This window comes from Campylobacter sp. JMF_01 NE2 (assembly GCF_027737365.1).
Lineage (GTDB): Bacteria > Campylobacterota > Campylobacteria > Campylobacterales > Campylobacteraceae > Campylobacter_B.
Genome location: NZ_JAOVTR010000007.1, coordinates 21989 through 44676, shown reverse-complemented (window position 1 = coordinate 44676; position 22688 = coordinate 21989). Strand labels below are relative to the sequence as shown.

Annotated in this window: 19 protein-coding genes and 1 pseudogene; 7 read left to right on the top strand and 13 right to left on the bottom strand. The window is 40.6% G+C overall.

Annotation, left to right across the window (positions count from 1 at the left end; all coding sequences use genetic code 11):
* Window positions 1–3643: autotransporter domain-containing protein (locus tag OFO01_RS08815; RefSeq protein ID WP_270859915.1), on the top strand; the 3643-nt coding region annotated here is incomplete at its 5' end.
* A 481-nt stretch (window positions 3644–4124) separates the two neighbouring features.
* On the opposite strand, the gene ciaB is transcribed toward OFO01_RS08815, so the two are convergent.
* Entirely contained in the window at window positions 4125–5945 is a 1821-nt protein-coding gene (ciaB, locus tag OFO01_RS08810) for an invasion protein CiaB (protein WP_270859916.1), read from the bottom strand.
* 122 nt (window positions 5946–6067) lie between these two features.
* On the opposite strand from ciaB, the gene OFO01_RS08805 reads away from it, so the two are divergent.
* Complete coding sequence (locus OFO01_RS08805; protein WP_270859917.1) at window positions 6068–6475, top strand: acyl-CoA thioesterase; 408 nt, start codon at window positions 6068–6070, stop codon at window positions 6473–6475.
* A 35-nt stretch (window positions 6476–6510) separates the two neighbouring features.
* On the opposite strand, the gene OFO01_RS08800 is transcribed toward OFO01_RS08805, so the two are convergent.
* From OFO01_RS08800 to dut, 3 genes are read right to left on the bottom strand one after another with little or no spacing between them, the layout of a single operon-like run.
* Window positions 6511–6726, bottom strand: a complete 216-nt coding sequence (locus tag OFO01_RS08800) for a hypothetical protein (protein WP_270859918.1) — start codon at window positions 6724–6726, stop codon at window positions 6511–6513.
* Between the two features lie 55 nt (window positions 6727–6781).
* On the bottom strand, window positions 6782–7531 hold the full coding sequence (locus tag OFO01_RS08795) for an EI24 domain-containing protein (RefSeq protein ID WP_270859919.1): 750 nt from the start codon (window positions 7529–7531) through the stop codon (window positions 6782–6784).
* A 9-nt stretch (window positions 7532–7540) separates the two neighbouring features.
* Window positions 7541–8233: a dUTPase gene (dut, locus tag OFO01_RS08790; protein ID WP_270859920.1), complete on the bottom strand. Its 693-nt coding sequence runs from the start codon at window positions 8231–8233 to the stop codon at window positions 7541–7543.
* 97 nt (window positions 8234–8330) lie between these two features.
* Between dut and OFO01_RS08785 the strand changes: the two genes are divergently transcribed.
* The 4 genes from OFO01_RS08785 (at window position 8331) to OFO01_RS08770 (ending at window position 13670) form a co-directional block, all read left to right on the top strand.
* Window positions 8331–8744, top strand: coding sequence for a hypothetical protein (locus OFO01_RS08785; RefSeq protein WP_270859921.1), 414 nt, complete (start codon window positions 8331–8333; stop codon window positions 8742–8744).
* A gap of 138 nt (window positions 8745–8882) precedes the next feature.
* Window positions 8883–12434, top strand: coding sequence for a pyruvate:ferredoxin (flavodoxin) oxidoreductase (gene nifJ / locus OFO01_RS08780; protein WP_270859922.1), 3552 nt, complete (start codon window positions 8883–8885; stop codon window positions 12432–12434).
* Between the two features lie 169 nt (window positions 12435–12603).
* The gene (locus OFO01_RS08775) at window positions 12604–12927 is read left to right on the top strand and encodes a DUF2325 domain-containing protein (RefSeq protein ID WP_270859923.1); all 324 of its coding nucleotides are present in this window, start codon (window positions 12604–12606) and stop codon (window positions 12925–12927) included.
* Window positions 12928–13172: 245 nt separating this feature from the next.
* The gene (locus OFO01_RS08770; protein ID WP_270859924.1) at window positions 13173–13670 is read left to right on the top strand and encodes a flavodoxin; all 498 of its coding nucleotides are present in this window, start codon (window positions 13173–13175) and stop codon (window positions 13668–13670) included.
* 221 nt (window positions 13671–13891) lie between these two features.
* On the opposite strand, the gene OFO01_RS08765 is transcribed toward OFO01_RS08770, so the two are convergent.
* The 4 genes and pseudogenes from OFO01_RS08765 to OFO01_RS08990 form a co-directional block, all read right to left on the bottom strand.
* Window positions 13892–14563 carry a DUF799 domain-containing protein gene (locus tag OFO01_RS08765; RefSeq protein WP_270859925.1) on the bottom strand — a complete coding sequence of 224 codons (672 nt, stop codon included), beginning with the start codon at window positions 14561–14563 and terminating at the stop codon, window positions 13892–13894.
* Window positions 14560–14922 carry a DUF4810 domain-containing protein gene (locus tag OFO01_RS08760; RefSeq protein WP_270859926.1) on the bottom strand — a complete coding sequence of 121 codons (363 nt, stop codon included), beginning with the start codon at window positions 14920–14922 and terminating at the stop codon, window positions 14560–14562. Before OFO01_RS08760 ends, OFO01_RS08765 begins: the two co-directional genes overlap by 4 nt.
* Complete coding sequence (locus tag OFO01_RS08755) at window positions 14922–15578, bottom strand: CsgG/HfaB family protein (RefSeq protein WP_270859927.1); 657 nt, start codon at window positions 15576–15578, stop codon at window positions 14922–14924. The genes OFO01_RS08760 and OFO01_RS08755 overlap by 1 nt, the downstream gene beginning before the upstream one ends.
* A gap of 69 nt (window positions 15579–15647) precedes the next feature.
* Window positions 15648–15767, bottom strand: a pseudogene (locus OFO01_RS08990) (DMT family transporter); the annotation flags it as partial.
* A gap of 16 nt (window positions 15768–15783) precedes the next feature.
* On the opposite strand from OFO01_RS08990, the gene OFO01_RS08750 reads away from it, so the two are divergent.
* Window positions 15784–15930: a hypothetical protein gene (locus tag OFO01_RS08750; protein ID WP_270859928.1), complete on the top strand. Its 147-nt coding sequence runs from the start codon at window positions 15784–15786 to the stop codon at window positions 15928–15930.
* Window positions 15931–15936: 6 nt separating this feature from the next.
* On the opposite strand, the gene OFO01_RS08745 is transcribed toward OFO01_RS08750, so the two are convergent.
* The 5 genes from OFO01_RS08745 to OFO01_RS08725 form a co-directional block, all read right to left on the bottom strand.
* Entirely contained in the window at window positions 15937–16623 is a 687-nt protein-coding gene (locus tag OFO01_RS08745; protein WP_270859929.1) for an aspartate/glutamate racemase family protein, read from the bottom strand.
* A gap of 55 nt (window positions 16624–16678) precedes the next feature.
* Window positions 16679–17572, bottom strand: coding sequence for a DMT family transporter (locus OFO01_RS08740; RefSeq protein ID WP_270859930.1), 894 nt, complete (start codon window positions 17570–17572; stop codon window positions 16679–16681).
* Window positions 17573–17644: 72 nt separating this feature from the next.
* Entirely contained in the window at window positions 17645–20905 is a 3261-nt protein-coding gene (gene carB, locus OFO01_RS08735; RefSeq protein ID WP_270859931.1) for a carbamoyl-phosphate synthase large subunit, read from the bottom strand.
* A complete protein-coding gene (mreC, locus tag OFO01_RS08730; RefSeq protein ID WP_270859932.1) occupies window positions 20905–21654 on the bottom strand; it encodes a rod shape-determining protein MreC in 750 nt (249 codons plus the stop codon). Before mreC ends, carB begins: the two co-directional genes overlap by 1 nt.
* Complete coding sequence (locus OFO01_RS08725) at window positions 21647–22681, bottom strand: rod shape-determining protein (protein WP_270859933.1); 1035 nt, start codon at window positions 22679–22681, stop codon at window positions 21647–21649. Before OFO01_RS08725 ends, mreC begins: the two co-directional genes overlap by 8 nt.
* Between the last annotated feature and the right edge of the window lie 7 nt (window positions 22682–22688).

Here is a 22688-nt window from a genome sequence, read left to right as displayed (position 1 = left end):
TGGATTTAGCCAAAAAGGCAAGGTCTCAGGCAATAGCATTGATTTAAACAATACTAGTGTAACAGCAGATATTACACTAGCTCAAACTGATAAGGGAAGTGTAAAAGTTTCAAATGATAATATTAAAAACGCTGATGGCGTTACGATTGGCGGCTCAGTAACTATTGCTAAATCCACAGGAAGTGCAAATTTAAATGGCTTAAATTTTGAAATGCCAAAATTTGCAAAAATCACAGGCGATTTTACCTTAGCAGATACAAACACAGGTAGTGCAAATGAAAATTCTTTAACACTAAACAATGATATTAATGTAGATGGAAATATCTATACTGCAAAAAGCTTAGGCAATGCAAATAAAAACACCCTAACACTAAACGGTAATGTTAAAGCTAATGAAATCTATGTCGCAAAAGGTGCAAATGAAGCTACCGATAACAAACTAATAATCAATGGTGAAATCGATAGCACAAAAGTAGTCGTAGCTGAGGGAAAAACTACAAATAAAAATATTGCTGATTTTAACTTAGGCAAGATTACAGGCACACTTCATGGCGGTATCGGCAGTGGCAAAGAAAATACTCTAAATGTAAATTCTACTAAGTTAGAAGCTGGAAATGTAGCTAACTTTAATATTATGAATTTTGCAGATATAGCTTCTACTAAGAATAACAGCGATAATGCAGCCCTAATCCTAACCAAAGATGAAGCGACTGATTTAAGCGGAGTTAGAATAGATATTTCAAAAAGCCCATACAAGGTAGAAAACTACGCCACACTAGATAAAGATAGCAAATACTATCTAATCCACAAAAACAACAACGAGCTAGCAAACTACGATAAAATCGAAAATAAACCTATGCCAAATCAAGGCAACACAGTAGGAAATGGTGACACGGCAGTAGGCGCACTTCAAACAGATCAAGTTTATAAAATTTTAGACAAAGATACCTACACCAGAAATCTAGCAGGTATGTTTGTAAGCGAAAATAAACAAGATCTTTATATAACAGGTGCAAATGAAGTAAAAGAAACTTGGGAAAACGATAAATTTGATACCGATGAATTTGCCAAATTTGACAAACCTGATAACAAAGATAATCATATCTTTATAGAAGCAAACGCTGGTGATTTAGTCGGTAAAACAATTTACGGCGGATATAGCGACAGTGATGATTCTACTAAAAATAGTGTTGAAAACAACAACATCTATCTTAATAAAAACGCTAACCTATCAAACGCTACAATCATAGGTGGATTTAGCCAAAAAGGCAAGGTCTCAGGCAATAGCATTGATTTAAACAATACTAGTGTAACAGCAGATATTACACTAGCTCAAACTGATAAGGGAAGCATAGATATAGCTACAAATAAATTAGTTAATGCAGATAATCAAAAAATAACAGGCTCTTTAACAGTAGCTAAATCAGATTCTGCAAATTTAGAAAACGCTACCTATACAATGCCTGAGAACATAACAATAACAGGGGATTTCATCTTAGCTAATAGCAATAGCGGAAATATTTCAAACAATACACTAGATGTAACAAATGTAAAAGCTACAAATATCTATGTAGGAAAAAGCAGTAGCGGCGAAGTCTCAAATAATACTATCAACATAAAAGGCGATAAAGTAGATGGTAATATTTATGTAGGATATAGCCAATCAGGAGATACAAATAACAATATCGCAAACTTTGAAAAAGGTGAAGTTACAGGAACAATCTATGGTGGAAACAATGGCACAGGCAATACTCTAAATGTAAATTCTACTAAGTTAGAAGCTGGAAATGTAGCTAACTTTCAGGTTATGAATTTTACAGGCGATATTACTAAAACGACTTCTGCTGATAATGCAGCTTTAAAATTAACAGCTGATGATAATACTGATTTAAGCAAGGCTGAAATTCAAATCAATGACACCACATATAATCCAGAGAATAGTTATGGATTAAGTGCAAATCAAAAAGCGTATCTCATCGCTCACACTAGTAGTGCAGATAGTGCAGAAAATGTAAATTTCAACGATCTTAAAAACTACGCTTACGGCAAAGAGACTAAAACTATAAAAGACGGCTCAACCGCAATCAATGTCATCCAAACAAATAATGAATATCGTATAATCGATAGCCAAACTTACACTAGAAATTTACAAGGTATGTTTGCCGATAGCGACAAAAACCATATCTATATCACGGCTGAAAACGAGGTAGAGGAGAAGCTAGACAAAACGCTAGGGGATGAGGAATTTACAAAATTCGGAGGTGATATCATAGATAACACAATCACAATCGATCCAAAAGACCCGAGCAAACCGCTTGATTTAAGCAATGTCACAATCGGTGGTAGCGACCCAAGCGGAAATACCCTAAACATAGGTAAAGATTCAAGCAATACTATCGAAATGGATAAAATCACAGTAAAAGATGTGCAAAATTTTGAAAAAATCAATTTCTACTTGCCTAAAAATCCGGGCGTCGGCACAACTGCTGTCAAACTAAGTGACGGTTCTAATACGGACTTATCAAATTCAAATGTAATGATATATGTCGATAATTTGGATGATTTGGAGAAACAAGGCGGTAGAGTGCATTTGTTTGACGGTAATAACGAATTGGCAAATAATAAGCCAAAAAGTGCAAACTATCAAATCGGTTCAATTTTAATGATAGATGTAACAAATTCCTTAGATTTATCTGTGGATAAAACGACACCGATTACGCCAACTGACCAAACCAAAATTTTCAACGAAGCAAGGATTGCTGGTATGGCGGCTGTTTGGGAGGGTTCGTATCTCATCTCAAACCACTTAGAGCGCATTATACCTGATGGATACACCGAGCTTTTCCCTTATGCTATCGTAGAGGGTTACGACAAACGCTACAACACAGGCTCTCATGTAGATAGTTTGGGCTTTAACGCAAACGCTGGTCTTGCAGGCAAAGCACCAAATAGCAAGGGCGAATTTACAATGGGTATTTTCATCGAATACGGCAATGTAGATTATGATGCCTACCTAGATGACGGCACCAAGGGCAGTGGAGACGCATACTACGCTGGTGTGGGCGCATTTGGCAAACAAGAAAACACCACTGGCTCATACTTCGAGGGCTCATTTAGAGTTGGTCAGCTAACTACAAATTTCGACGGCACTCTAAATTTCAACGGCGCTAGCAAATACTATGATTGGGGCATAGACTCTACATACTACGCTGTGCATGTAGGCGGTGGCAAAATCGTCCCACTAAGCGAAAGCAACGATTTGGATTTTTATGCTAGATATTTCTACACTCATATCGACGCAGCCGATATCAAAATAGACGGCGTTGATACTCACTTCGACGCCCTACAATCACACAAGATTAGGGCTGGCTTGCAAGATAACTTCAAAATAGATGAGCATAATAAATTCTTCGTTGGTTTGGCTGGCGAATATGAGTTTAGCTCAGAAGCAGGCGGACGATTTATCGTGCCAAATGGTAACACAGGCGAGATACTAAGCCCAGATCTAAAAGGCCTAACAGGAATTGGCGAAATCGGCTATCAATACAAAACCGAAACGCTTAAATTCGACACTGGCGTAAAAGGATACGCTGGCAAACAAGAAGGTGTAAGCGCACAAATGGCACTTAGCATTGCATTTTAGTTAAATTTGGCAAAATTTAAAATTTTGCCAAATTTCTAAAATTTAACCCTAACCAGGGAGCAATCCCTGGTTTTTTTTATGGTTTGAAATTTCAAAGAAATGCGAAGCATTTCAGTAAAATAAAACTAGCTAAATTTAAAGCTTCGCTTTAAATTTAGCCACTTCTAAGGTTTTACAGGGGTGGGGGTTGGTAAGGGGGAGGGTAGCGTCTCCTAAAAAGCGCGCCCTCCCCCTTACGGAGAATTTCAAAATTTAGCCTAAAATTTAAAAAATAATTCAATGCTAAATTTAGGTTGAATTTTGCTTTAAATTTTACTGGATTGCTTCGGCGATAAATCGCCTCGCAATGACAGCAAATTCGCATACTTTAAATTTTAAACTTGTAGATTGCTTCGTCGCTGTCGCTCTTCACAATGACAAATTTGGCAAATTTCAAATCTCAGGCGCAGTGTTTAAAAACTCAAAAAGGCTAAATTTGACACTAATTTACCCATTTTTCGTGCTCGCCACTCTCGTCGATTTCATTGCCGATTTTTTCATAAAGCGCGTAGTAAAACTCCACAAACTCCCTGCACACTGCGTCTTTTGGCAGATACACGCCGCTAGTATTTTCGACAAATCCGTCCAAAAAGTCGTAAGCATCGAGCTTTTTGTAATAAGTGCTCGCTAAAATTTCATAATTTTTCAGGCAAATTTCCTTAAATCTCTCATACCCCGCCTCACTGAAATCGACCGCAAGCTTCGCGCCGTCAAATTTCAGCACGCCAGCGCGGAATAGTAGCGTCAGATGAATTAGCCCCTCGCAATAATACGGCCTCACATCATTTACCCTTTGCCACGCGATGAGCCCCACGCTACGGCGGATTAGCTCGTCAAGGACCGGCAAGCGCATTTCTGGTTTTTCGTTGAAAAAGAAGTTGATTAGTCCGCCTGTGGTGGCCTTGTATTCTTCGACGAGCTTGAAAGCGCCTGATTTATTCATCAGCGACTCTGTGTCCTCGTCGATGAAAAATATATGACCAAACTCGTGGCCGATTGTGGAGATTTCATAAACCATACGCCAAATTTTAGGCTGTTTGAATAAAATTTCGCGCCCGAAATTTAGATAGTCTAAATCGAAAATTTGCGATGAAATTTTCATAAACGGCTTGGCTTTGGCGCTTTCATAGACAAAATTTACAAATGCGAAAATTTTCTTTCCGCAGTTTGTGCTGACAAATTCGTCATTTGGCACAACCTGCGCCGAAAATAGTCCGTTTAAATCCGCGCCGTAATAAATCATCGGCGTGGAGATATAAAGCTGGGTTTTATCAATATTTGAAAGCACGAGTGAGCGCATTACAGGGCTATTTGCGCCGATTTGTTTGTAAATTTTATCAAAACTAGCACTTATTTCGGCCTTAAATTTATCCGAGTCAAACCTAGTCGGCTGAGATAGTCTGATGTCCCATTCTAGCGCGACTGCGTGTGTGTAGTTATCCTCGTAGTATTCAAGCGGGTGGCCGATTTGTATCGGGGATTTGGTCTCCATCCACGCCATTTCAGCGTCCCGCCACGCGCCGATTACAAAGACATTGTTGCGCTCGGCAAAGGCTGTGCGAAGCTTGGCTAGATAGTAGATATATGCCCGCTCCTCGGCATTACTTGCTAATTCTTCGAGTTCTAAAATAGCCTTATTAAATGTGCCGATTAACTCCTTGCTATCCTCTTCAAACGCCACAGCATAGGGTGCCATGACAAATTTGCCCTCGCTATCTTGGATAATCGCGCCATAGCAACGATCACAAATTTCATCGTGTGGCGTGCGCTGTAAAAGCTCGTTTTCGAAAAGATACTCTTTGGCGTCCGCGATACTGGCGAAATTCATCTCCAAGCGTTTGTTGTTAGTGTCGATGATGAGTTTTTGCCAGCTTTTTTGCATTTGATTGATTACAAGTCCGATTTTATGCACGCTTTTGATAAGTTCTAAATAAAATGGGTTTAAAATTTTTTCCTCTTCTGCTTTTGCGATAAGCGCGGCGTGCATGTCAGAGTGTATTTGCCTGACATAATCATACATTTTTTCGCGTAGCAGGCTTTGTTTGTTTGCGTCATAGCCTAGCTTGCGAAATTCTTGCATCATCGCTTCTTCTTTTAAATCCACGATGCGCCTTAAAACCGCGATTTTCGCGCTTTGCGTGTCGCTAAATTCGCAAATTTGCAGACCTTGTTTTATGATTTCGCTATCTGAGTTTGCATAAAGTGCGTTTAAATTTGCCTTCGTTTCGCTTACCAATTCATTTAATCGATCGAAATTATTCATATTTTTCCCTTTAAAATTTTGGCTAATTTTAGCAAAATTTTTTTTAAGAGAGTTTTAGTAACTTTTTATTTAATCTGGCTTTGCTACAATGCCAAGCTTAAATTTACAAATAAGGAGAAAATATGGAACACATGGGCGAAGCAGTTATAAAAATCATCGCTATGCCAACAGATACTAACCCAGCCGGAAACATCTTTGGCGGGTGGATTTTATCGCAGATTGATTTAGCTGGAACGGTCGCAGCAAGGGAGTTTGCGCCTGAGCGCGTGGTTACGATATCGATGAAAGAGGTGATTTTCAAACAGCCTGTTTTCGTGGGAGATTTAGTCACTTGCCACGCAACCGTGACCAAAATCGGCAACACTTCGATTACGGTTTTGGTAAATGTCACAGCCGAGAGGTATTGCAAAGAGTCGCGCTCTCGCATTTGCCAGCATGTAACAAGCGCAGAAGTAACCTATGTAGCCGTCGATAGCGAGGGCAACAAACTCATAATCGATCCAGAGCTAAAAAAGTTAAAGGGATTTTAGGCTAAATTTGGCAAATTTTAAAATTTGCCAAATTTTTATTTTGTGTGTTTTTTAAACTCTTCAAAAAATTCAGATTCTAGTTCAGCGTTGCTTTTTACAATCATACCAGAGCCGTGTATTACGCTTGGCATACAGGCGGTGCAAATATGCACGGTTTCGCCGTTTTTGTGGGCTTTGATGAATACAGCGTTTTCGTCATCGCTACTTTTGAGTGAGCAGATATTGCAGATATAGACATTGCCAGTTTTCATGAGAAATCCTTTGAAATGAACTAAACCGCTATTTTATACAAATTTGGCATAAATTTCATTGATTTGCATTAATTTTTTTAAATTTTAGTTGCGATAAAAATATTATATGCGATAAGTATATGATAAAAAACAGCTGGAAAAACAGACCCACAAGCGGAATCAAACACGCTAAATAAAACAAAAACACGCTAAGCATAAATTTATACCCACCGCCCTTTTTATAGCATTTCTCAAAGCTTTTTTTATCTAGTGTATTTGAAGCGACATCGATTAAAATGAGTTTATAATAAATATAAAAAAATGGTATATTTATCACAAAAAGATTTATTAAGGGAACTGCTAAAAGTAGCAAGCAAAGCAGTAAAATTCCAATAAATTTTAAAATTTCAATCGCCATTAGGGTTAGCACTCGCCCCAAATTTGGCTCATCGGCGCGCTCTAAATGGTAGTGTCTTAAATTTATCTCTTTTGTAACAATCGGCGTGAGAAATCCAGCGATAAAAAGCGCGCAAAACACGCTTAGCATAAGCACCAAAAATGTCCCAAAGGTGTAAAAAATCACGCCGATTATCCATTTTGTGGCGCCAAACGCTAAAAGTTTTGCAATCAGTGGAAATCTTGCTTCGTCCAAAAAGCTAAAATTACCGCTTTTTGCCCCCTCTTCGAGCAGGGCAAAAATCTCGCTTCCGCCAAAATACATAAAATACCCAAGCACCAAAAGTGCGCAAAAAAACGGCAAAAGCGAAAGGGTGATGAATTTTTTCGTAAAAAAATCTTTGATTGAGAGGCGAAAAATTTTACCCATTAAATTTCTTTAAATTTCGCTGTTTTTATAGGCTTTTTCTAAATTTGCGTAAATTTCGCCCACTTCCAAAACGCCACTATTTAAAATTTCGACCAAAACGACATTATCCTCTTTGCCGTTCCAAATTTTGCGGTAGCTGCCCTCTTTGTAGCCGTTGTCTTGGCGGAATTTATTTAGCACATTTTTGCCGATATATTTGGCGAAAAGCACCTCCAAATTTACCCCGCACTTAATCGCCACTCTGAAATAATCCTGCAAAAGAGAACCCACGCTAAAATTAAATCCGCTCGTCTCGTGAATCAAAAGCTCGATATCATTTACGATTTCATAAATCGAGTAATCCTCGATATTCGCGCGGTGCGCGCTAAATTCTCTAAACGCGCTTACGCTGATTACTTCGCTAGCAATCTCATCAATGCTCTTTAAATTTTTGTTTTGTTCCAAAACATAGCTCATCACAAAGTGCCAGATATCCACGATTTCAATGACGATATTATCTATATCAGGGGCTGCGGCGATGTTTTTCCAATGCTTCCACGCAAAGCTATCGATTAGCTCAGCACACTCCATATAAATGCAACGCTTCCAGTTGATTAGTTTGCCGTTTTTGGTGTATCCGTCCTCCCAGCCCACGCCGTTAGTTTCGTCGTTTAGGCGTTGTTGCATTAAAAACATCTCTTTTATTTTTTTATAATTTTCCATAACTTCTCCTAAATTTAGCGCGAAATTATAGCGCATAAAAGAAAATGTAGGTATAATTACTCAAATTTTTGAAATTTTAAATTTTACAGGGGGATTTATGGATAAATTTGACCTATTTTTAAGCAAAATGAAGCTTATGTCAATCGCCGTGCTAGTCGAAAATCTGCCGTATTGCTCAAACGCATTTTACGCTTACGATAAAGACAATAAAACCTTGATTTTCTCAGGGCATGAAGATTCTACGCACATAAAGGCACTTTTTACCAATCGTTTCGTCTCTGGCACGATTGCTTTGGATACCAAAATCATTTCTAGGATTAAAGGAATTCAGTTTAGAGGCAAAATTCGTAGCGCAGATGAAAACGAGGCTAAAATTTACTTCAAAAGATTTGCCGTTGCCAAGGCGATGAAGCCTGAGCTTTTTGCCATTAGGCTTGATTGGATGAAGCTAACCGATAATGTCGTAACCTTCGGTAAAAAGCGTGTTTGGGAGCGCAAAAAAGAGGAGTAAATTTTACTCCTTTTACTTAAATTCAGTTGAATTTGTATCCGTAAAATTTCATTTTTATTTTAATTACTTACAACAAATTAAGCAACTTTTAGCTAAAATTTACAGGTTTTACACAATCCCGAACAGTAAGGAGAAAATATGGGAAAAGTTATGAAAACTATGGACGGAAACGAAGCCGCGGCTTATGTTTCTTACGCTTTTACCGAGGTTGCAGGAATTTACCCTATCACACCTAGCTCACCAATGGCTGATTATACAGATATGTGGGCTGCAAAAGGCATGAAAAACCTTTTTGGTATGCCAGTTAAAGTCGTAGAAATGCAAAGCGAGGCAGGTGCCGCTGGAACAGTGCATGGCTCACTACAAGCTGGTGCGCTTACTACAACTTACACAGCTTCACAAGGCTTACTACTTAAAATTCCAAATATGTATAAAATCGCTGGACAAATGCTACCAGGCGTTATCCATGTAGCAGCCAGAGCCCTTGCAGCGCAAGCCCTTTCTATCTTTGGTGATCACCAAGATGTCTATGCATGTCGCCAAACAGGCTTTGCTATGCTAGCAAGCGACAGCGTGCAAGAAGTAATGGATCTAGGCGGTATCGCTCACCTAGCAGCGATTAAAGGTCGCGTTCCTTTCCTACACTTCTTCGACGGCTTCCGCACAAGCCACGAAATTCAAAAAGTCGAGGTTATGGATTACGCTGAATTTGACAAATTGCTCGATTATGACGCAGTTAAGGCTTTCCGTGATAATGCGCTAAACCCAGAGCACCCAAAAACTCGCGGAACAGCTCAAAACGATGACATTTACTTCCAAACAAGAGAGCTAACAAACAAATTCTACGACGCTTTGCCAGATATCGTAGCTGATTATATGGAAAAAATTTCAAAAATCACAGGCAGAGAGTATAAGCCTTTCACTTACTATGGCGCAAAAGACGCTACAAGCGTTGTAGTCGCAATGGGTTCAGTAAATCAAACTCTTGAAGAGGTAGTTGATTATCTAAATTCAAAAGGCGAAAAAGTTGGCGTTATCAAAGTTCATCTTTACAGACCATTTAGCGTAAAACACCTATTTGCTGTCCTACCAGAATCAGTAGAGAGAATTTGCGTTTTAGATAGAACAAAAGAGCCAGGAAGTATCGGCGAGCCACTATACCTAGATATCAAATCAGCATTTTATGGCAGCAAAAAAGCTCCACTAATCATCGGCGGACGCTATGGCCTAAGCTCAAAAGATGTCGATCCAGCTCAAATGATCGCTGTATTTGACAACCTAAAATCAGACCAACCAAAAAATGGCTTCACTGTGGGTATCGAAGACGATGTAACCTTCCTATCATTGCCAGTTGGCGAGAAAATTTCTCTTGGCGAAGCAGATGAGATCGAGTGTCTTTTCTACGGACTTGGCGCAGACGGCACAGTCGGTGCGAACAAAAACTCAATCAAAATTATCGGCGATAAAACAGATCTTTATGCGCAAGCATATTTTGCTTACGATAGCAAAAAATCAGGCGGTTACACACGCTCACACCTAAGATTTGGTAAAAAACCAATCCGCTCAACTTACCTAGTTTCAAATCCAAATTTCGTAGCCTGTTCAGTAGCAGCATATCTTGAAATTTACGATGTAATCGACGGTATTAAAAACGGCGGAACCTTCCTTTTGAACTCAATCTGGGACGCAGAGGAAACTATCAAAAAAATACCAAACAAAGTAAAAAGAATCCTAGCGCAAAAAAATGTTAAATTCTACATTTTAAACGCTACTAAACTAGCCCACGAAATCGGACTAGGCAACCGCACAAATACCATTATGCAATCAGCGTTTTTCAAACTAGCAAAAATTATTCCGTTTGAAGAAGCTCAAAAATATATGAAGGAATTTGCATACAAATCATACGCTAAAAAAGGCGACGCAATCGTGCAAATGAACTACGATGCGATTGATAAGGGCGCTGACGGCTTAGTCCAAGTCCCAGTAGATCCTGCATGGGCAAATTTGAAAGACGAAGTAAAATCTGATAGCGTAGGATACAAAGGCACAGAATTCGTCGAAAAAATCGTAAAACCTGTAAATGCAGCGCGCGGTAACGATTTACCAGTATCAGCATTTATCGGACACGAAGACGGCTCATTTGAAGCAGGCACTACAAAATACGAAAAACGCGGCGTAGGCGTGCTTGTGCCAAAATGGATTGAGGCAAATTGTATCCAATGTAACCAATGCGCGTTCGTCTGCCCACACGCTGTAATCAGACCGTTCTTGCTAGATGAAAACGATGTAGCAAACGCTCCACAATACACAAAAGAGCACCTACTTGACGCAAAAGGCAAAGATTTTGCAGGTATGAAATATAAAATTCAAGTAAGCCCGCTAGATTGCACCGGTTGTGCGCTTTGTGCTGAAAACTGCCCAAGCAAAGAGAAATCTTTGGTTATGGTTCCACTTGGCGAAGAAATGGATAAAGGCGAGCAAACAAGCGCTGATTATTTATTTGAAAATGTTCGCTACAAAGATGATTTGGCACCGAAAAACAATGTCAAAAATGTCGGCTTTGCTAGACCATATTTCGAATTCCACGGCGCATGCCCAGGTTGCGGCGAGACTCCATACATCACACTTATCACAAGATTATTTGGCGATCACATGATTGTAGCAAATGCGACAGGTTGTAGCTCGATTTATGGCGGTTCTGCTCCTTCGACTCCATACCGCAAAGACGCAAACGGACGCGGTGTCGCATGGGCAAACTCACTATTCGAAGACAACGCAGAATTCGGCCTTGGTATGAAGGTAGCAACTGAGACAATTCGCCATAAAATCGAAGATGTTATGCTAAATACAATGGAAGAAGCTCCAAACGCGCTAAAAGCTCTATATAATGACTGGATCGAAAATCGCAACGACACTGTAAAATCTCGCGAAGTCACAGACAAACTAATCCCAATCTTAGAGCAAAACAAAGGCGTTAAGGGCGTTAGTGAAATTTTAGAGAGAAAATCTTACCTAAGCAAAAAATCACAATGGATTATCGGTGGCGACGGCTGGGGTTATGATATCGGATACGGCGGACTTGATCATGTTTTAGCTAGTGGCGAAAATGTAAATGTTTTGGTTCTAAACACTGAGGTTTATTCAAACACAGGTGGCCAAAGCTCAAAAGCTAGCCGCCGTGGCTCTATCGCTCAATTCACAGCTGGCGGAAAAGCAGTTCAAAAGAAAGATTTGGGACAAATCGCTATGACTTACGGAAATATTTTCGTAGCTCAAATCAACTCAAACGCTAGCCAAGCTGCTACAATAAAAGCGATTTTGGAAGCAGAGGCTTATGATGGTCCATCGCTCATCATCTGCTACTGCCCTTGTATCGCTCATGGTATCAAAGGCGGTCTAAACCACTCTGGCGCACAAGCTGAGCTTGCGACAAAATGCGGTTACTGGCCAACTTATACCTTCGATCCACGCTTAGCAGACGCTGGTCAAAACCCACTAAAAATCAGCTCAAAAGAGCCTGATTGGGATCTATACGAGAGCTTTTTGATGAACGAAGTTCGCTACAACGCTCTAAGGAAAAACAACCCAGAGCACGCTGACGAGCTTTATGCTAAAAACAAACAAGACTCTCAAAAACGATACAGACAGCTAAAACGCTTAGCAAATTCTGATTATTCAGACGAGATTTAATCTCGCAGGTTGCGGTAAATTTACCGCAACCTTTTTTCTTTATTCTTTCAAAATTCCCTAAATTTAGCCTTTTTAAATTTATAAAAATTCTGAGATTTTTATATCCATTATCAGAAAGTTTTAAATTTTTTGTGTTATAATAACCAATATCAAAACAAAAGGGGATAAAATGAGTGTTTTAGTAATAGGCGCAGATGAAATCACTCCGATAAAGGCTGTTTTGCACAATCTTGGCGCGACGCATATCGAGCATTGGGACGCACGCAACGAAAACCGCGTCAATCGCAAACCAATCCCACAAAACACCGATTGCGTGGTAATGCTAACTAGTTTTTTAAACCACAACACGATGAAAAAAATAAAAAGCGAAGTCAAAAAGCGCAATATCCCGCTTGTATGCGCGAAACGAAGCGTGAGCTGTGTATTTTGCGAGTATTGCAAGATTTTCGGGCTAAAAAACAGCTTTTGTTGCGATAAAGACAAAAACGATTAATCTAAAATTTCGCCCAAATTTCTCGCTGAAATTTTGGGTGGAATTTAGCTTTTGCGAAACCCCAAATTTAGCCCTTTTAAAATTTGCTAAATTTAACCAAACCACGATTTTATCGCACTTCCTGCGAAATCCAAATTTCGCATTTTTGCGCGATTTGTATGCGAATTAATCATCAAATTTAAGTATAAATTCATAGCAAAATTAGTAATATAGACCCTCAAAATTTAGCTTATAAAGGATTTTAAATGATAGGCATTATCTACGGTAGCTCGATGGGAAACACAGAAGCAGCCGCGAAACTCATAAGCGAAAATTTAGGCATAGTAAATGAAATCAAAAATGTAGCAGATATCACGCCAGCGGACCTCGCAAACTACACCGCACTCATCGTAGGAAGCTCTACTTGGAACGATGGCGAACTCCAAGACGATTGGGCGGCCTTCGATTTTGATTCGCTCGCGATTAATATAGCTGGCAAAACAGTGGCGATTTTTGGCATGGGCGATAGTTCGAGCTATGCTGGCGCATACTGCAACGCAATGGCGGAATTATATGCCAGATTTAAAACCGCTGGCGCAAAAATCATAGGCGCGGTGCCGACTGAGGGTTATGAATTTAGCGCAAGCAAAGCCATAAAAGACGGGAAATTCGTAGGCCTTGCCCTCGATAACGACAACCAAAGCGCCCTAACAGAAGGTCGCATAAAGGCTTGGTTGGCCCAAATCACCCAAGATCTTCAATGATTTTAAGATACCTTAGGGTGTCTTTTAATTTTTCAAATATAAATTTTAAAATTTACAATTTTTTTACACAGTATTATTACGAATTTTCGCAGAATTTTAAATTTTGCAATTTCAGCATTTGAATTTTTAAAACTCATAGGTTGCCACGAAACTGCTACACAATTTCTCTTGGCAACAAATAGGGCAAATTTACCAAATTTGATAAATTTGCCCAGCGAAAACTAATTTTTTTGCAGTTGTTTATCTTTGCCAAAATTTGGCGAAAGTGGGCCATAAAGCAAGCAATCGTTGCAGTCTTGCCCTAAAAGCAAAGCGTCGCTCATAGCCGATACATCGTAGCTTTTATCCGAGATACTTGACGCGATTTGCTCTATCGCGGCCGAAATTAGCATCACAAAAAGATTTCCGCCACCACTCCCTGAGCCACTTTGGGCTGAGGCTGTCTTTTGCCACAGCGTCGCACCAGAGCCTAAATCGACTAGCCTTCCTTCGACGCTAACGATAGTGTTGCTAGAAACGACCTTGTAGCTCGAACCGTATTGTAGGACTTTTAGATACAGCGCGGCGTCTGCGCCAAAAATCTCTTTTAATTTAGCTGCTGAAACGGCGTGGATTTCGCCCGCTTCGCTAAGGCCGTTGCTTTTGAAAGTCTCGTGCGCCACGCTTACAGGCAGGACATAATATCCAGCCTCGCTTAAAGGCATTACGCTGTGAGCCAAAACCGCGCTTGCGCCCTTAACCTCAACGGATTCGTTTGTCGGCATTAAGACTAAAATCGAGGTTGGCTTTTTTTGCAAAAATGCTGAATAATCGGTCTTGGGAGCGTTGTTTGCGCAACCAGAAAGTAAAAATACGAGGCAAAATATAGCCAAATTTATAAATTTATTTTTCATTTTGCACCCTTTTTAGCTTTTTTATCACTGAGCAAAAACTCCATATATCCCCTTGATTGCGGGAACGCTGTGGCTTCTTTTTGGAAATACGACTTAGCTGCGGCTGTATTTCCTAGCGCATTGTATAAAAGCCCCACATGCGCATAAAGCCCTGGCGGAACCTTTTTCGCGCTAGCTTCTGCTTTGGCAATAGATTTCTCTAACGATGAAATTTGCTCGTTTATGTCGCCCTCTTCGTTAAGATATAAATAAAGCGATTTTTGATACTCGCCGTCCCAGTGATACAGACTCTGTCTGCCACCGCCAGCGCACCCTACTAAAAGCACCCCGAGACAAAATGCAAAAATTAAATTTTTCATTAAAACGCCTTATTATCGACGCCAAGGGCTAGTTTGTCGCTGGCTTCTTTGATCGCTAAGCTTAGGACTTTTCCATTTAGCGTAGCGTCGTATCCAGCCGTGCCACCAAAGCCGATAACTTCGCGGTTGCTTAGCGAATACTCACCAGCGCCGCTGCTTGAATACACGACCTCGCTAGTAGCGACATTTACGACATTAAGATTGACTTTGGCGTATGCGATTTGAGTTTTGCCTTTGCCCAAAATTCCAAAAAGCTGATGATCACCGACAGTTTTTCTGCCAAACTCCACGACATCGCCTGTGATGATGTATTTCGCCCCTTTTAGGCTTTGAGCTTTTTTCGAAATTTTGCTCTCTTGTTTCATCGCCTCTAAATTTGTGCGCTCTAAGACATTAAAACGCCCGCTTTGCTGTAAATTTGTGATTAAAATACTCAAAGCTTGGCTTCCTAGCCTATCCTCGCCGTCTGAGAAAATACCGCTATTATAGGTCGATTGATTTGCGAATCTACCCACGCTGACGGCTACTTTTTCGCCGTGATATGGGCTAAGTGCGACTTGCGAGACGGGTGTTTCGATGACTCTTTGCTTTTCTGTGGCGCAACCTGTGAAAATCACTGCACCAAAAAGCGCTGAAAGTAAAATTTTCTTTTTCATAATAAATCCTTAAATTTGAAAATTTAAAAAGTGTGATTATACGCAAAATTTGGTCAAATTTGGCTAAATTTAGCCCTTTTTCGCTAATAAAAATATACACGAAAGTATCAGCACAAATCCTACGAAATCCAAAAATACAAATTTTGTCCCTAGCCAAAAATGCGCAAACACAGTTGCGCTTATAAATTCGTCTGTGGCGGCAAAAATGACGAAGTTAATCGGCGAAATTTACACTAGGTATTTGGACGAAAATTTCGATGAAATTTATGAGGGAGAATTTGATCCTGTTTCAAATTTAAATCGCCAAAAGATTAAATATATAATCACAAATAAGCTTATAATGGGAGATTAAATCCCATTATAACGCCATTTTGGCGCATTTTTTAGCGTGGATTATCGTCGTGTCAAATACCGGAATTTCCAAATCATTTTGCGAAATCAAAAGTCCGATTTCTGTGCAACCTAAAATCACACTTTTTGCCCCTAAATTCGCAAGTCTAGCGATGATTTTTAAAAATTTCTCTTTTGAATATGACAAAATTTTACCTAAACAAAGCTCATTAAAAATGACCGAGTTTATAAATTCGATCTCGTCATCATTTGGGATAAAAACTTCTATACCTTGTTCGATTAATTTTTCTTTATAAAAATCCTGCGTCATCGTGTATTTCGTGCCAAGAAGTATGGTTTTATCGATATTTTTGGCTTTTAGCTCATCAGCGGCGGCTGTGGCGATATGCAAAATGGGAATTTGCAAATTCGCACTGATTTGTGGTTCAACCTTGTGCATTGTGTTGGTGCAAATAGCGATAAAATCGGCTCCTGCGAGTTCTAAATTTTTAGCGACACCAGCTAAAATACGACCGGCTCTCTCCCACTCTCCCTTTGCCTGACACTCTTCGATCTCGCTAAAATCCACACTATAAAGCAGAATTTTTGCACTATGCAAACCTCCAAGATGAGCTTTAATTTCTTCATTTATGATTTTATAGTAAGTAGCCGTGCTTTCCCAGCTCATTCCGCCGATTAGTCCGATAGTTTTCAAAAAAATCTCCTTGAAAAATTTAAAATTCAAATGATTTTAACCGAATTTGGTAAATTTAACCCTTTTTTGCTAACAAAAATATACACGAAATAATCAAAACAAAGCCAACAAAATCCAAAAACACAAACTGCGTTTTAAGCCAAAAATGTGCAAAAAATGCTGCGCTAACTGGCTCAATCGCGGCGATTAGGCTTGCTTTTGGCGCGCCGATCAATTTCACGCCAATCATATAAAAACTAAATGCTAAAACCGTTCCAAAAAACACAACGCCCATGAGTGCTAAAAACCCACTAAAATCGCCAATACCTTTTAAATTCCAAACTTGCAAGAACAAACCTAAAACCACTCCGCCAAGCACCATGCCCCAGCCTAAATTTAGCACAACAGGATATTTTTGATTTAGTTTTTTTGGTGCAAGATTATAAACACAAACACAAACTGCGCTAAGCAAACAAAAAATAAGTGCCTTTTGACTAATAACAAGTGAGTCTAAATTTCCGTGCGTAGCTAAAATCACAACACCCAAACTTGCTAAAATCAAAGAGATAAATTCGCTGATTTTTGGCAATCGTCTTTCATTTACGCATACAATCACTAAAATCATAGCTGGTGCTGTGTATTGGATCACGGTAGCGACTGCGGCGTTTGAAAGCTCAATAGAATAAAAGTAAAAATATTGCGTCAACATTAAGCCCAAAATCGAAAACGCCAAAAATTGCGCCCTCAAATTCGCGTCCAAAATCGGCGCAAAAACTCGCCTATCTCGCAACAAAAAAGCGCAATAAATCACCAAAACTCCCCCAGCACAAAGCAGGCGAAGCGGAACAAGCCAGTTTGCGCTCACGCCCTTTATTTCGAAGAGATACTGACCGCAAACCCCGCTAAATCCCCACAAAACCCCACCAAGAAAGGTTATGAAAATGCCAAAAATTATACTTTGCGTTTTCATATTAATTGAATTAAATTTATAAAATTTCGGCAAATTCACGCTAAATTTAACGCAAATTTGCCAAATTTTAAATTATTTGTTTTTTAGATACTCTTGTAAGCTTTTCACTTCCAGCGCGCTTCCGTCTTGGACCGCACACACTGACATAGTAGCAGCGAGCGCAGCCTTGATATTTGTAAAATACGGCAGTTTAAATCTCACCACAGCTTGGCGGATTTTAAATGTATCTGACGAGCTTGATTTGGTGTCGCTGGTGTTGATGACAAGGGCGATTTCGCCATTTTTTAGCTTATCTTCGATATTTGGGCGACCTTCTGAAATTTTATAGACGAACTCGCACTCCAAACCAGCCTCTTTTAGCGCCTTGCAAGTCCCGCCAGTGGCAATCAGGCTAAAACCTGTTTCAACCAAAGTCTTAGCTAGGCTTACCCCTTTTTCTTTGTCGCGGTCAGTCAGGCTCATAAACACAGCACCCTTGCTTGGCAAGACATTGCTGGCTGAAATTTGGCTTTTGGCAAAGCTTTTTGCGAAATTCTCGCTAATACCCATAACCTCGCCCGTGCTTTTCATCTCAGGCCCTAGCGCGATATCGCAACCTGGTAGTTTATTAAACGGAAATACGCTTTCTTTGACGCAAACTCTGCCACTCACGCGCGGTTTTAAAATGCCCTTTTCCTCACACAAAACGCCAAATTTATCGTAAAATTTAAGCGCCTCGCGCAAATTTCCTTGCCACATTACGCGAGTGGCGACCTTTGCCATTGAAATTCCAGTTGCCTTGCTCACAAACGGCACGGTTCTAGAAGCTCTCGGATTGACCTCGATCATATAAAGCTCGTCCTCAAAAATCGCAAACTGAATATTCATAAGTCCCACGACGCCCAAATTTAGCGCGATTTGTTTTGTGGTTTCATTGATTTTATCAATCATCTCATCGCTTAGGCTCATTGGAGGCAGTATGCTTGCACTATCGCCTGAGTGGATTCCGGCCTCTTCGATATGCTCCATTATAGCGCCGATATAGACATCTTTTCCATCGCTTATCGCATCGACATCAAGCTCGGTTGCGTCAAGCAAAAATTTATCAAGTAAAACTGGCGAGTGGTAGCTAACGCTCACAGCCTCGCTCATATACTCTTTTAGTTCATCGACATTATGCACTCTTCTCATAGCCCGTCCGCCAAGCACATAGCTAGGGCGCACAAGAACCGGATAGCCGATGATTGCGGCCTTTTCGATTGCTTCGGCTTCGCTTATGGCTGTGTCATTTTTAGGCTGTTTTACGCCGATTTTAGTGATAAATTCGCTAAATTTCTTGCGGTCTTCTGCGATATCAATCGTGCGCGCGCTCGTGCCGATAATCTTGGCTCCAATTGCGTTTAGGCGTTTGGCAAATTTAAGCGGAGTTTGTCCGCCAAAATGCACGATTACGCCCTCTGGCTTTTCTGTCTCGATTACGGTGCGAACATGCTCGAAATCAATCGGCTCAAAATACAAAATATCGCTCGTATCATAATCAGTAGAAACCGTTTCTGGGTTGCAGTTATACATAATGCTCTTTATGCCAAGATCTTTTAGCGCGTAACTTGCATGCACACAACAATAATCAAACTCTATGCCTTGACCTATGCGGTTTGGGCCGCCACCGATGATTAGGACTTTTTTGGCGTTTTGTGGCGTTCTGGTTGGTAGATTTGGCGTGATATTTGTGCTAGAATACAAATACGGCGTGAGAGCCTTAAATTCGCCTGCGCAGGTATCGACTTCGTTATACTCTAAATTTATGCCGTGTTTTGCGCGCGCAAAGAAAATATCGTTTTGCGTAAGGCCTAGATTATCGACTTTGTTGATCAAATGCGCAATCATTTTGTCCGAAAAGCCCATAGTTTTGGCTTTGCGAAGCAAATTTGGAGCATTTAGGATATCCATGTCGATTTTGGCTTCAAATTCGACAATTTCGTGAATTTCGCGCAAAAACCACGGATCGATTTTGCTAAATTCAAAGACCTCATCTACGCTAAATCCCTCGCGAAAAGCTTGCGCGACATATAAAATTCTATCCTGCCCCGCGTTTCTAAGCCCAAAAATCAAATCATCTTTGCTTAAATTTAACTCGATAAAGCCATAGTAGCTTTTCTCCATTGAGCAAAGTGCTTTTTGGATACTCTCTTTAAATGTGCGCCCAATCGCCATTACCTCGCCGATACTCTTCATCGCAGTGCCTAAATGCGGGTTCGCACCCGGAAATTTCTCAAAGGCAAAACGCGGGATTTTTGTGACGATATAATCAATTACAGGCTCGAAACTCGCAGGCGTGCCAGTAATATCATTTTTTATCTCATCTAAGCTAAATCCCACAGCAAGCATGGTAGCGACTTTGGCTATCGGATAGCCTGTGGCCTTGCTAGCTAGGGCTGAGCTACGGCTGACGCGTGGGTTCATTTCGATTACTATCATGCGACCTGTGCGCGGATTTATGGCAAATTGCACATTACTTCCGCCCGTATCGACGCCAATCTCACGCAAAATCGCAAAACTCGCATCACGCATGCGCTGATATTCTTTATCCGTAAGAGTAAGAGCCGGTGCAATCGTAATGCTATCGCCCGTATGCACACCCATAGGGTCTAAATTTTCGATAGAGCAGACGATTATGCAGTTATCTTTGTTGTCCCTGATAACTTCCATTTCATACTCTTTCCAGCCAAGCAAACTCTCTTCAATCAAAATTTCATGGATTGGGCTGATATCAATGCCGTTTTGCGCGATTTCTTTAAATTCATCGATATTATACGCTACGCCACTTCCTGCGCCTCCAAGTGTATAACTAGCGCGGATAATTAGCGGAAAGCCGATTTCTTCGGCTGCTTGGTGAGCTTCTTCCATAGTGTAGGCGTATTTTGACTTTGGCAAATCCATGCCGATTTTAATCATAGCTTCTTTAAAAGCCACGCGGTCTTCGCCCTTTTTAATCGCTTCTGGTTTAGCGCCTAGAAATTTCACATCGCCTAGCTCGCCACTTTCATAGACTTCCATTGCGACATTTAGCGCAACCTGACCGCCCATAGTAGGCAGTATCGCATCGACGCTCTCTTTTTTGATAATTCGCAAAATACTCTCTTTCGTGATTGGCTCGACATAGGTCGCATCTGCAAAATCAGGGTCTGTCATAATCGTAGCTGGGTTTGAATTTATCAAAACTACGCGATAGCCCAAATTTTTCAAAGTTTTAGCAGCTTGTGTGCCACTATAATCAAATTCACACGCTTGACCGATGACGATAGGACCGCTTCCGATGAGCAATATCGTCTTTACATCTTCTCTTTTTGGCATTATCTTTCCTTTGTAACGACATACAAAAACGTTGGCATATTTGGATTTGCGTATGGCTCTATGACAGCGCTTTTGTATAATTTACCACTCTGAACTGATTTGACCCGCCCCACAGGCACGCCCTCGAAAAATATCTCGTCCTTTCCGCTCGTATAAACCTCATCGCCGACTTTTGGATCTAGCCATTGTGGGATAAATTTCACCACCAAAGCATTTCCCTCGCCGTTTGCAACGCCTGGAATTTGGCTCTCGCCGATTGAGACAGAAAAATTGCTTTTTTCATCTTTTTGGAGTATGGCTAGGGGTTTGTTATCGCGATTTACGACGATTCCTGCGGTTTTGCCCTCGCTGATGAGACCATAGACTTTATCTGGATTGAAATTTTTAAAATTTATCCAAAATTTGTTGTAATCATTTAAACTAGCGTAACTTAGCGTCCTAACAAGCTCGACACGCGGTTCGTAAGCGGAGCTGTTTTTATCAAGCAAAATTTTATTTAACTCCCCCGCAAAGGTGCCAAGAAGCATGGCGGATTTTTTCAGTTCCTCGTTTTCGGCACGCAGGGCTTCGATAGTGTTTGCTTGATCGATATGTTTTGAAATTTTGTTTTTTATAAAGCTCGTAATATCTTTGTAAGTATCAATAGCTCCTCCGCTAAGACCGATAAATTTACCATGAATTTGCGATCCAAAAATAAGCGAAGTAGCCACCAATACCACAGCGATGAGTAGAAACTTTACATTAGTCATTTGCTGCTTGTTTTAGCGATTTGATATCTTCTAGGGCCTTGCCAGTGCCGTTTGCCACGCAAAGCAGCGGCTCATCTGCGACAAATACAGGCAGTTTCACAGCCTCGCTTAGATATTTATCTAGCCCTCTAATTAGCGCGCCTCCGCCGGTTAAAACCACGCCGTTTTCTACGATATCGGCTGCGACTTCTGGCTGGATACTTTCAAGCACAAATTTTAGCGCGTCAGCGATTTCGCGGATCGAATCTTTTATCGCCTCTCTGACATCTTCGCTAGTTAAATCAACCGAACTTAAAAGCCCGCTGATTTGGTCCTTGCCTTTGACCGTGTAGGTTAGATCTTTTGGTTGTTGGATTGCGGTGCCGATTTTAATTTTGATCTCTTCGGCTGCACGCTCTGAGATAAGAAGGCTGTATTTTTCTTTGACATAATTTACAATGCTAGCGTCGATTTTATCGCCTGCTACGCGCACTGATTTTGCATTTATAATACCCCCTAGCGAAATCACGCCAATCTCTGTCGTGCCACCACCGATATCTACGACTAGCGAACCTTTCGCCTCGGCTACTGGAAGCCCTGCGCCAATCGCTGCCGCCATTGGTTCTTCGATTAGATAGACCTCGCGCGCACCTGCTATCATCGCGCTTTCTCGCACGGCCTTACGCTCGACCTGTGTAAGTCCGTAAGGGACAGAGATGATAATTCTAGGGCTTACAAAAAAGCGTCTTTTGTGCGTTTTTTCGATGAAATATCTAATCATCTTTTCGGTCATATCAAAGTCTGCGATAACGCCGTCTTTCATCGGGCGCACAGCCTCGATATCGCCTGGTGTGCGACCTAGCATTTCTTTGGCTTCTGCGCCCACAGCTATGATTTTTTGTTTGCCATAGCGTTCGTTTTGCACAGCCACGACGCTTGGTTCGTTTATGATTATACCTTTATCTTTGAGCAAAACTAGCGTGTTTGCCGTGCCAAGATCAATTCCCATATCACTAGAAAATAAGCCTAATAAAGAATCAAGTAACATTTATTCC